The sequence below is a fragment of the Peribacillus huizhouensis genome (assembly GCF_014138605.1).
GTDB classification, from domain to species: Bacteria; Bacillota; Bacilli; order Bacillales; family DSM-1321; genus Peribacillus; species Peribacillus huizhouensis.
This window is the reverse complement of record NZ_JACJHX010000010.1, coordinates 12,894-25,268: the sequence shown is the minus strand read 5'-3', so window position 1 is coordinate 25,268 and position 12,375 is coordinate 12,894. Positions and strand designations below refer to the sequence as shown.

At 36.6% G+C, this 12,375-nt stretch carries 8 protein-coding genes; 7 read left to right on the top strand and 1 reads right to left on the bottom strand.

Annotated elements, in window-relative coordinates; all coding sequences use genetic code 11:
- Nucleotides 1–64: 64 nt before the first annotated feature.
- Nucleotides 65–946 carry a helix-turn-helix domain-containing protein gene (locus HNP81_RS15080; protein ID WP_028393472.1) on the bottom strand — a complete coding sequence of 294 codons (882 nt, stop codon included), beginning with the start codon at nucleotides 944–946 and terminating at the stop codon, nucleotides 65–67.
- Between the two features lie 197 nt (nucleotides 947–1,143).
- On the opposite strand from HNP81_RS15080, the gene HNP81_RS24350 reads away from it, so the two are divergent.
- The 7 genes from HNP81_RS24350 (at nucleotide 1,144) to HNP81_RS15050 (ending at nucleotide 12,163) form a co-directional block, all read left to right on the top strand.
- Entirely contained in the window at nucleotides 1,144–1,266 is a 123-nt protein-coding gene (locus HNP81_RS24350) for a hypothetical protein (RefSeq protein ID WP_281384510.1), read from the top strand.
- 658 nt (nucleotides 1,267–1,924) lie between these two features.
- A complete protein-coding gene (locus HNP81_RS15075) occupies nucleotides 1,925–3,364 on the top strand; it encodes a magnesium transporter CorA family protein (RefSeq protein ID WP_182503175.1) in 1,440 nt (479 codons plus the stop codon).
- 143 nt (nucleotides 3,365–3,507) lie between these two features.
- Complete coding sequence (locus tag HNP81_RS15070) at nucleotides 3,508–5,517, top strand: penicillin-binding transpeptidase domain-containing protein (protein WP_182503174.1); 2,010 nt, start codon at nucleotides 3,508–3,510, stop codon at nucleotides 5,515–5,517.
- Nucleotides 5,518–5,750: 233 nt separating this feature from the next.
- Nucleotides 5,751–6,998 (top strand): C40 family peptidase, encoded by a 1,248-nt coding sequence (locus HNP81_RS15065; protein ID WP_182503173.1) that lies wholly within the window; start codon nucleotides 5,751–5,753, stop codon nucleotides 6,996–6,998.
- A gap of 531 nt (nucleotides 6,999–7,529) precedes the next feature.
- Complete coding sequence (locus HNP81_RS15060) at nucleotides 7,530–8,954, top strand: N-acetylmuramoyl-L-alanine amidase (protein WP_182503172.1); 1,425 nt, start codon at nucleotides 7,530–7,532, stop codon at nucleotides 8,952–8,954.
- A gap of 53 nt (nucleotides 8,955–9,007) precedes the next feature.
- Complete coding sequence (locus HNP81_RS15055) at nucleotides 9,008–10,939, top strand: S8 family peptidase (protein WP_182503171.1); 1,932 nt, start codon at nucleotides 9,008–9,010, stop codon at nucleotides 10,937–10,939.
- A 225-nt stretch (nucleotides 10,940–11,164) separates the two neighbouring features.
- Entirely contained in the window at nucleotides 11,165–12,163 is a 999-nt protein-coding gene (locus tag HNP81_RS15050) for a C40 family peptidase (RefSeq protein ID WP_182503170.1), read from the top strand.
- Nucleotides 12,164–12,375 lie beyond the last annotated feature (212 nt).

Here is a 12,375-nt window from a genome sequence, read left to right as displayed (position 1 = left end):
TAGTTTCGGTGTATTTGAATTATGTGAAAACCAGACCGCTTAGTTCTCGGTCTGGCGGAAGAGATTAGAGGGTTTTCCAGTTATCTATTTTTTGCGAGATAAAAGAGATGAAGCGTGTGTCATTCTGGAGGTCGAAGATTAATTTTGCCTTTTCCATATATTTTTCAGCAAGAATAAGATCACCTAAGAGCTCGTAATTATAACCTGTATGGTAGTGAAGCTCACCTAATAAATAAAGATTACTTTTCTGAATGCACCATTGAATACCTTCTAGGCAGAAATTATTGGACTTTTCATAATCCTGCAGTCGAGTCAACGTTCGAGCAGTATTATAGTACAAACGTATTTTCACTGTATTATCAACTAAATAAGGAATAGTGTTAATGAAAGTATAAGCATCCTTATAGGTAGAAAGTGCTTGCTTGAATTGACCTTCTTCGAAGTAAATAACGCCGATACTTAACAATATTTCAATTTCCCGCTCAGAATGTACTTTATTCGAAGATTGGCTCAAAAGAATCGCATCTTTTAAAATATTAATAGACTTAACAGGATCGCGATATAATTCATAATGATAGATTCCCTTATGCCATAACAATAGTTGATAATTACGTTTATGTTGTTTGAATAACGGGTTGTTCTCCTCTGCACAAACGATGTCCCTGATCTCTTGATAATTCATCGTCCTTCTAGCATTTCTTAATTGATTCGTTACTTCTTTTACATAATCGAGGCGCGGTGTCATCCCCATATCGAAAAAATAGTTCACATCAACACCAAGCTTTTGGGAAATCAAGTATAGTGTCGAAGCATAGGGGAAAACATCCCCTTTTTCAAGTTTACTTATCTGTGCCTGTGTACAAATCCCTTCAGCAAGCTCTTCCTGTGAAAGTTTCATTTGTTTTCTAAGTTCTTTAATTTTATGTCCGATTTCTAAAAAATTCATACTAACCCCCTATGTAAATATGCCTAGAGTTATATTTTCATACAAATACGGAAGAAATCATGATGGTTTACATGGTTTCTCTAAATTAAAGCAGTGACAAGGCTAAATCCCAATTTTTAAGTATATGGTTAAATATAAATATAGAATTTATTTCTATATAAATCCAATAATTATTAAGAAAAAGGGAGGAAGTACCTATGAAAAAGAAGGTAGTTGGGATGATGTTTGCATTATTCATAGTAGCAGGCTTAGGCTTTATCGGTTCAACTGGAACTTCGGGAGGATCTGTAGGAACTTTCGAATTACCATCTGAATACTAATAATAAATGATAGATTAAAAGTTTGCTGGGGGTTGTCTCATACACTTAAATTTACTGTGTTTAGTTATGTGATGCGGGATCAGACCTTTTGTTTGGGACACTCCTTTTTTTCAGCTAAATGAAATGCCAATTTTGCATGTTTCTCTCAGGATTAAGTCATTTTTGATAGAAATTATTCCTATGGTTATATTTTGTACGAAAAAGGGATATAGAACTACTTAAATCACTAAAATTCGCCCAAAATGGCAAAATACGTCCGAAATTACAGTTTTATCTCTAATGAGAAAAATGTTTAAATAAAGTTGAGTGTTCGTTATGTTGCAAAAAACAACCATAATGAACAATTGTTCAGATTTTGTATTTAATTTGGAATTGTAATAGTATGATTCCTGAATTTCTGGAAACCCTCAGTTTCTAGTACCTAAGTATGAAGCGTCTTTCGGAAAAAGGACGTTTCCGTTGCCTGCAAACGGTTGCCTGTTTGCAGGGTTTTTTTATTTCTTAGGACAATTCATTTGAAGAAACCCAACTGTTCTTTGTAGCTACTCCCCCAAAACATCCTTAAGCACTGGAGCCCCAGCTTTCTTCCAACTGGTTTTGACCATCATACCCCTGGGTACAGTAGATCATATAAGATGAATACTGGAGGGCAATCATTGTGGAAAAAAAAGAAGCGGACTTTCCTAAAGTGAATAAAGCAAAATTTCAATTTATCTTTCCATTCATGATAAAAGAAAATCAAATCGAGGAATTTGCCAATAAATTAATGGAAATGGAATTCTACTTCTTTGATTTAAATAATACAAAACAGCAACATGCCTATTATGGAGGAAGCAGTGTATCACATCGTTCACTTGAACGTTTTTTTCTGCCCAATCTAGAACCCATTTTATTTCCTCAAACATATAAAAGGAGAGAAAGCTTTCGCCGGTTTTCAAAACGTACCAATCTTGCATGCAAATTTTCCTCCAAGCATCTCGCAACAGATTTCATCATAGATTCCATCGATGTTTTCATCTGTCCATTCCATATTGGGTTGATCAATATTCGTGTCACAATGCCTGAAGGTCTTTCCTATTCAGATGTTCTGCACTTTGGAGATACATTTCGAGTGCTAGAGCAAATTTTGAATGATGAAGAAAGTGCGAAAATAGGATGTAAAGAAAAGACCTATCGAGAGGTGGAGGATTTCATATTTAATGAAATGCTTCAAGGTATGAGACACTATATCGACGAAAACAAAATTCAAGCTACTTACTTTGGTAGCCTGCCTTTTTTTGTTGATGAGCGGATGTACGTGATTGGGCAACTTTCCTTGACAGAAGATAGTGAGATTTCGAAAAAGAGTCTATATAGAGCAGGGGAACTGAACGGATACGATTCTAGTGGGAACTCTTATCTTGGTGCTTTGAATCTGGACTATATCGAACGGTATTATAAGTTACATGTTTATGACCGTTGGGGGGAAGAGACCTATTATATAATTAGTGAGAATCATTTCGTTTGTTTAACAAAGGCATCTGGCAGCATTCAGAAGGAATTAATTAGTCAAATGTATGGTCAGTTGTTTTACTCGATGCTTCTCTGTTATTACTATAAAATTGTCCTATTAAAGCTATCTCATCAGCATTCCGTGATTGATATTGAGAAAGATCAATCTAGTACGGCATTACTGATCGTCATGATTGCGAATTTTTCTGCTAAATTTTATTTCCCTGAAGTGAATAGTACCACGACAGGAAAAGAAATCTTCCAGATGACAAAGGATATATTCCAAATTGAACGACTTTACCAAGATGTAAAGGAAACATTGTATGATTTGTATCAAAGTCAGGATAAACTTTCTGGAAAACGTCAAAATGCCTTGTTGCAAATCCTGACGATTTATACAGTGATATCGGGGATTTTTGGAATGAATCTAGTCATTGAAGACGGAAAAGGGAATTTTTCGTGGAATAAATTTATGTCCTATACGCCATCTGAGTTTTTTGTCTTTTTCGTGACAATGTCCGGCTTGGTCATCTCGCTAATTCTAGGTGTGTTTTTTCTCCAAAGTTGGATCAAGGAACATAAAAGACGGAATAATAAAATTTTCTAATAGAAGGGTGTCCCAAAGGTTTGACCTTTTCGTTATGGGGCAGTCTTTTCTTTTGTCACCACTCTTTCTAGCGGACCTAAGAAAAATATTTTATAATGAAAATAATGATAATTTAGACACACGATACATTCAAGGAGGAAAGAATGAAAAAAATTCTTTTTATTTCCATTTTATTTGTAATTCTATCGGGATGTTCTGATAAAGGTCCCGTGCCAGAAGATCGGTTCGCTGCATATGTGAAGCTATGGAATGAACAAAATTATGAAGAAATGTATAAGTATTTATCCTCAGAAGCTAAGAAAACGATAAATGAAAAGGATTTCACAGAACGGTATGAAAAAATATATCGGGATATTAAAGCTTCCAATTTAAAAATTGCATACAAAAAACCGAAAGAAACTACCAACGATAAGGAGCTGAAAGAGACTAAGTTACCTTTTTCTGTCAGCATGAATACAATGGCTGGTTCAGTAAAGTTTGACCATCAAGCAACACTTGTTAAAGAAGGGAAAGACGATAAAGAGAATTGGTATATAGATTGGAATACTACTTATATCTTTCCTGAGCTAGAAGAAGGAGACAAAGTGTCGATTACAACATATCCCGCTATTCGTGGAGAAATTGTCGATCGTAATGAGCAATACTTGGCGATGAACGGTTCTGTCGTGGAAGTGGGGATTGTTCCAGAAGAAATGGCGGATCCGAACGCAATTATTACCCAAACTTCTAAACTATTACATATGTCAAAAGCTGAAGTAGAAAAAAAGCTAAATCAATCCTGGGTAAAGCCTAACTACTTTGTGCCACTTAAAAAAGTGGCCGTTGAAGATCCCGCATTAAAGGAAGCTCTTGCAAACATTCCATCGATTCATTTGAATGAAGTGGCAGGGCGTGTATACCCGTACAAAGAAGTAACCGCTCATCTGATTGGCTATATCGGTGAAATTACCGCTGAAGAGCTGAAAACATGGGAAAAGAAAGGTTACAGAGCAAACGATGTTATCGGCAAAAGAGGGCTTGAGCAAATCCTAGAAGAACGATTGAAAGGAAAACCAGGCGCTAAAATATCAGTTAACACGGAAAGAGGTCAGGAAAAGATCATTGCTGAAAAGAAAGCAGAAGAAGGAGAAACGATTGTTCTAACGATCGATGTTGGGTTACAACAGCAAATTTTCGCCCAATACAAAGGGGAATCAGGCTCTGCAGTAGCGCTAAATCCGTTAACAGGAGAAACACTGGCACTTGTAAGCAGCCCATCGTTTGATCCGAACCAATACGTGCTTGGAATGACAGCGGCCCAGCAGGAAGCGTTGGAAAGTGATCCGAATAAGCCGCTGATTAATCGTTTTAGTGCAACCTTTTCCCCAGGCTCAACAATCAAAGGGCTCACCGCTTCGATTGCCATGAAAAATGGGATCAATCCAAACGAAGCGATTGAAATTAAAGGAAAGACGTGGAAGAAGTCTAATTGGAAAGATCACAGTATAACGAGGGTATCCACACCAGGTAAACCAATTAATATGACGGACGCATTAGTATATTCCGATAATATATACTTTGCCCAAAAAGCATTGCAACTTGGAACAGATAAATTTTCAAAAGGGTTGAAGGATTTTGGCTTTGATGAAAACATCCCGTTTGAATATGCGATTAAAGCTTCACAAATTGGGAAAATCGATTCAGAAGGCAGACTTGCTGACAGTGGCTACGGTCAGGGGCAAGTACTGATGAGTCCTTTGCATGTTGCGCTATCTTATACGACGTTTGTGAACGAAGGAAACATGATTGCGCCCAAGCTGTTTCTAGATGGCAATGATAAGCCAGCTTATTGGAAAGAAAATGTCATCTCGAAAGATCAAGCTACACAAATGACTAAAATGCTAACTCAAGTCGTGTCAAACCGTGCCGGATCTGCCCATTCACTTAGTGAGACAGGCATTCCACTTGCCGGGAAAACAGGAACGGCCGAAATAAAGCAAAGCAAAGAATCGACAGGTACTGAAAATGGTTGGTTCGTAGGCTACAACACAGATAATCCGAGGCTTCTGATGACTTGGATGATGGAAAACGTCAAAGGTAGAGGCGGCAGCCATCTTGTCGTTGATAAAATGAAGCCGGTCTGGGTCGACTATCTAAATGAGGTCCATGAATGAATCGGTGAAAAAATAAAAATGGAGAACCTTTATTCGTCTTTTCGTGCGAATAAAGGTTCTTTTTATTAGCGAAGAAAACATTATTCAGTTGTAGAAGTTTAGCAAGAATTGTATTGTAAATGATTTGTTCTACAAAATAAATCATTATTCACCCATTTGTAACAGAAATGTAATGATGTTTCCGACACAAAATTTGTTAAAATTAAGATTAATTACAAATTAAAGGATGGGGAATGATGAAGAAAACCCTTTACACGATGTCGACAGTCGCAGTGATATCCTCTATGATCGCACCAGCTGCTTTTGCTGATTCATATACAGTGAAACAAGGAGATAATTTACATAAAATTGCCCAAGCCAATAAAACGACCGTAGCAAAAATAAAAGAACTCAATAAGCTAGATTCGGATGTTATTTATGTGAATCAAGTCTTATTATTGGATCAGGCATCTACATCAAAAACAGTAAAAGCTGCATCGCAACCAGCAGTTAATACAACGATACATACTGTCGTTTCTGGAGATAATTTAACGAAGATAGCGAATAAATATGGAATCACTCTCGGTGAATTGAAGAATTTAAATAATCTTAGTTCTACCGTTATATATCCAGGAGATAGGCTGATTGTCTCTGATACAAAAGGTTCACCTGTAGTGGAAATGCCAATAACAGCCTCGAGCAAAGTTTCAAAAGGCCAATCATATACAGTGAAGAGCGGAGATAGTCTTTGGAAAATCGCTAATAGCACGAATACTACAGTCGCAAACTTGAAAACAATCAATAATCTTAAATCAGATACTCTATTACCAGGACAAGTCCTTCAAGTTGGAAAATCTATCGAAATGAATAGTAGCACGACGCCAACTGTAGACACTGCTGAACAAAGTGTTGCAAAACCAACTGAACCAAAGAACGGAAAATATACGGTAAAAGCTGGTGACACTTTAGCTAAAATCGCTTCCAAATACAGCATGACGTTTAATCAATTGAAAACGATGAATCAGTTAACTACTGATACGATTTATGTAGGACAAACCTTAATTATTGATAGTAGTTTAACAGTTTCGGAAACCCAAAATTCAGCCAAGCCAGATCAGGTTGCTAACAATGCGCAATCATCATCGGAATTAATCAGTATAGCAAAGGAACTAACCGGTACCCCTTACTCATGGGCAGGATCATCACCTAATGGTTTTGATTGCAGCGGTTTTATCTATTATGTATTAAAGAAAGCTGGCTACCAAGTTCCTCGCGTTTCAGCTGCGACGTATTTTGATATGGGAAAAAGTGTGAAGACACCTCAGCCTGGAGACTTAATTTTCTTCGATACAGCAACTAATAGCAAAGCGGTTATTTCACATATGGGAATCTATTTAGGAAATGATGAATTTATCCATGCAAGTTCAAGCCAGGGTGTAACGGTGACATCCATTCATAATTCATACTTTAAAAATAGAATTATGGGCTATAAGAGTTTGTAATGCATGAATACTAGATTTTCATTTAAGCCTTTTAGCTGAAGAAAATAATAGTACTCGATTTAAATAGGCCAAGCTTATTCTATTTAATGAATGCGCTTGGTCATTTTTATGGAATTTTGCTAGACCTGTGCGATGTAGCAAAGTTGGGGAGAATGACCTATCCAATAAATTGCATGCGGAGATTTTCTGTGCAATTATGAGTGGTGTTGATTCCATTTTTCAACATTTTCATCGGATTAATTTCCCAATCTATATAAAAAAAAGTGGAGAATAGCCGATATGAATAGATAGGTATATAAAAACATTTTCAGCCTTATTAAAACTTAATAATCTCATGTTATTCAAGAATCCGCTTTTTTAGTCAAAGGTTGTGTTCAATAATCAATAATCAAATTTAACAGAACCTATTAAAAAAACGACAAAAAAATATTACTTTCGAATTATTTCGATAAGTATTCATTTTTTATAACTTGAAATATTGAGATGTATGTTAAAATGACTGGGAAAATAAAAGGAGGAAGACACAGTAGGATGAAGAAAACTAAATTGCTTCTCAGTATTGTTTTGATGCTTGGTCTTTGGTTGCCTTTAGGGAGTGCTAATGTACATGCTGCCACTACCTTTAAGGATATTTCTGTGAATCATCGTGGATACAATGAAATTATGTATCTAGCAACGGGGTCGATTGTTAGTGGATCATTAGATGGAAGGTTTCTTCCAAGTAATGTTGTGACGAGAGCTCAAGCAGCAGCGATGATTGGTAGGGCGCTAGAGCTAAATGGCGAACAGCGAAAAACAGAATTTAAAGATGTCGGATCTGGTAACTTTGCCTCTGGATATATACAATCTGCAGTAGACAAGAAAATTCTCTCAGGTTATGGCGCAGGGATTTTTAGACCAGATGCCGTTGTTAACCGTGGAGAAATGGCTGTTATGATAAGTAAAGCCTTTGGTTATGAATTTGGAGGCTCGTTATCAGGTGCTGCAAATGCATTGATGAGCAGAGGAATTGCTCAAGGAATGTCAAATGGGTCATTTGGAGCGGATTATCAATTGACTCGATTGGATTTCTCGATATTTTTAGCTAGAGCAATTAATTACAAATTGCGTGTTAATCCTTCTGTCTTATTCCAAAATGAATTATTCGTAACAGCGAACTCATTAAATGTACGTTCTGGACCTTCTGCGCAATACTCCAATATTGCAACGTTGGTAAAAGGCGAAAGTGTACAAACAGCATATAAAGTTGGTAACTGGATATACATAAAATCGGGGTCAAAAGAAGGCTTTGTTCATAGTTCTTATGTTAGTACCTCTGTGAACACACCTTCGCCGACACCTCCTTCACAAGAATCACCATTGGCAAGTAAAACAATTGTCATCGATCCAGGTCATGGTGGAAAAGACTCAGGTGCTGTCGGTTTTGGGCTCTATGAAAAAACCGCTGTACTTGATACGGCTCTAAAAGTTCGTGATTTGTTAAAGCAAACACCATTTGATGTACAGCTTACAAGAGACAAAGATGTATTCATCGAATTACCTGACAGAGTAGCTTTTGCCAATAAATTAAATGCGGATATTTTTGTCAGTATCCATGCGAATGCTGCCACTAGCAGTGCAACTGGAACAGAAACGTATTATTACAGTGCTGCTGCAACGAACACGAGAACTACAGAAAGTAAGAAATTAGCTAGTGCTATACAAGCAAGATTAGTAGAAGCCTGGAATCTAAGAGATCGTGGAGTAAAGAATGCTGGATATATCGTCATCAAGCAGACGGAAATGCCTGCAGTACTTGCAGAATTAGGCTTTATTACTAACGCTGATGATAATGCTAAATTGAAATCACCAGCATGGCGTCAAAAAGCAGCAGACGCTATTTACTTAGGAATATTGGATTATTATAAAGGGAATGGCTATGATGTTACGAAACTTTATAATATAGTAAATAAATAATGGAGGAGTCTTATAGGCTCCTTTTTTCTGTTTAATAAAGGAGGGAAGATGCGATGAAAAAGAATGTATGGTTAAGTACCTTGTTCTTTTTACTTTTTGTTTTGCTCCCTGTCACTACTTTTGCAGAGCAAGAGTCAACAGGGGTTAGTCGGCAAAATGTAATGTTTAAAAATGAAATAGATTATGACTTATTACAAGAATTAGATTCGTCTATTATTTACGAGTATAAATCTATTGATGCGGTGACAATTAATCTATCAAATGACAAAATCATTCAATTAAAAAATTCTCCATCTGTGAAATCAGTATACGATGATAGGAGTGTTCAAGTCAGTTCTCAGAAAACCCCTTGGTCACATCAAAACCTGAATATCCCTAATAAAGTGCCAAGTGACTTAACGGGAGATGGAATCAAGATTGCTATTATCGATTCAGGGATTGACTCTACTCATCCTGATTTAAGTATAGCGGGTGGGGTATGTGTTTTAGATATTTCAGAAAAACCAGACGCATGTAAAAACTCTTATCGAGATGAATTCGGCCACGGAACTCATGTTGCCGGAATTATCGGTGCACAGGATAACAATATAGGATATGTAGGTATTGCGCCAAAAGCAAAACTATACGCTGTAAAAGCTTTAAATGAAGAAGGAGAGGGCAGTAGTTCATCCCTCCTTGCTGGAATTGAGTGGTCTATTCAACATGGAATAGATATTATTAACTTAAGTTTAAATACCCCAGAGGAAGATCCGACAATGAAAGCTTTGCTAGACAAAGCCTATGAAAAGGGAATTCTTATCGTTGCAGCGGCTGGAAATGAGGGCAATATTACAGGAAAAGAACAAAATGTGCTATATCCCGCGAAGTTCTCAAGTGTAATCGCCGTTTCGGCAACGAATAAAAATAATAGAATTATTTCATATTCTTCAGTTGGGAAGGAAGTAGAATTATCTGCACCAGGCGATGCAATTGCTAGTACTTATCCAATTAGTATTAACAAAACAGGCTATGAAACACTGACAGGGACTTCAATGGCAGCACCTCATGTTACAGCACTAGCTGCACTTTATATGGAAAAGTATCCGAATTATACAAACAAACAAATACGTCAAAAACTTCAGGACAACGCGAAGGATCTCGGAGCCGTTGGGCGTGATGCACTGTATGGTTACGGCTTAGCTCAAGTAGATCGATCGTCTTTAAATGGTTTGGAAACGAAAGTCATAACAGAACAAAGCGTTGATGGTCAAATTACACTAACTATAACTTCTCTACCACTAGAAGCAGAAAGTTATAATCTATACCGTTTTGGCAGATTAATATTGGAAAATGAAACGTCTAATCTGATTGAGGATTATGGAAAAGAAGGGGAGATTCTCTATCAATTAGTTCCAGTATCAAGAGGGGGAGAGATGCTTGACCAAACATATACGTTTACAGTGAAGCCTCAAACTCCAATTATCCCAGACTTAAACAATGAAGCATGGTATTCACGTAATGTGATGTACTTACATAAAAGTAAAATTATTCAGGGGAATCTAAATGGTCTAATTATGCCAAATAAGCTAGTAACAAGAGCTGAAGCAGTCAGTATGCTTGGCAGAGCCCTTGGCTATTCTCAGAATAAGTCAGAGACCGTGTTTAAAGATGTATCTGCTCAAAGCTTTGCATCCGGCTATATTCAACAAGCATATGAGAAAGGAATTCTACAAGGTTTCCCAGATAGAACTTTCAGGCCGGACCAAAATGTTACTAGAGCAGAAATGGCTATTCTTTTGTCAAAAGCGTATAAGTTATCAACAAGCTCTGCATTAACCTTTAAAGACGTTTCATCTAATGTAACAGGGAATCAAGCTATTAATCTTATAGCTACTGCTGGAATTACACAAGGGTATGAAGATGGCACCTTCCGTCCTTATGCCTTGATGAGTCGTTCGAATTATGCTGTATTTTTATCAAAAGCAAACAATTCTAAATTGAAATAGATGAACCTGAGGCTAGTTTCATAAGGTGCTAACGCACTTATGAGATCACCTCAGGTTTTTTGTGATATTCCCCTTCTATTCCCTAAATTACGACAACTATGCCAGTAAAATTATTTTGTAACACAAATGTAAAATAAATAGACAACAAAAATTGCTAAGATATGACTATAAGGGTTAAATTTCGCTAAAATACATAAAAATTATAATGATAGAAGAGGAGAGACAATGAAACGGATTTTTAGTAGTTTATTCATAATAGGATTATTATTCTCTCTGCTTCCAACTTTTAAAGTAGAGGCAGCTACTGAGAAAGATTTACTTAATATAGCTAAATCGCATATCGGTGTTCCATATTTAACGGGTGGAACGACACCAAAAGGATTCGACTGTTCCGGTTTTTTAGTTTATGTTTTTAATAAGATTGGAGTTTCGGTACCAAGAACTGCAGCTGAACAAGCCACTGTTGGAAAAAGTGTAGACAAATCCGCATTACAACCAGGAGACCTAGTCTTTTTCAAAAATACAGTTTCAGGTAAATCTGGCGTGACGCATTCTGGAATTTATACAGGCGACAATTCATTTATTAGTGCAACGAGCAGCAAAGGAATTGCGATTGTATCATTAGATAATACATATTGGGCTCCCAAATATGCAGGAGCAAAGCGAATTTCATATTCAGCAAGTAATAGCACTACATTCAGTGACATAGACAAGGATTTCTTTGCAAAAGAAGCGATTCAGCAATTAAATGTGCAACAGGTGATTCAAGGCTTTGAAGACGGTACATTTCGCCCAAATGAATCCGTTACAAGAGAACAGGCAGCAGCGATTATTAACAGAGTATTAAAGAGAAAATCTGCTAGCCTATATTCATATAAAGATGTTGCGACTTCATCAAGATTCGCATCTGATATAGCTGCTATTAAAGAGTTAGGAGTTATTAATGGCTTTGAAGATGGTACATTCCGTCCTAAGGAAACAATGACTCGTGCACAGATGGCTATCATTGTTCAAAATGCCTTTAAGCTTGATAAAAAAATAACATATTCAGCTTCTAGTATTATGTATAGTGATGTACCGCCTAGCTACAGAGCATATAACGCTATCATGATTATGAAGAAAATCGATACAACATCAGGTTTCCAAACTAAAGTATACCGAACAGGAGATGACGCTACTCGCGCGTTCTTCTCAGCAGCGATTTATAATGCGATCAATTCATAATGATTTTATTCATAAAAGAGGATGACTTTTAAAGGTTTGACTTCGTACTCATTTACAGTATTAATGTGCCTTAACTTAAACTGTATTTAGTAGATGCGGGTCTGCCTTTTTTTTAGGTTGTTATACTAGCAAAAATTCATTTGTTAAAACTTGATAACTATGAAAATATAATTATATTATCAATATTGGTTTAATTTTGGTAAAATTACTAT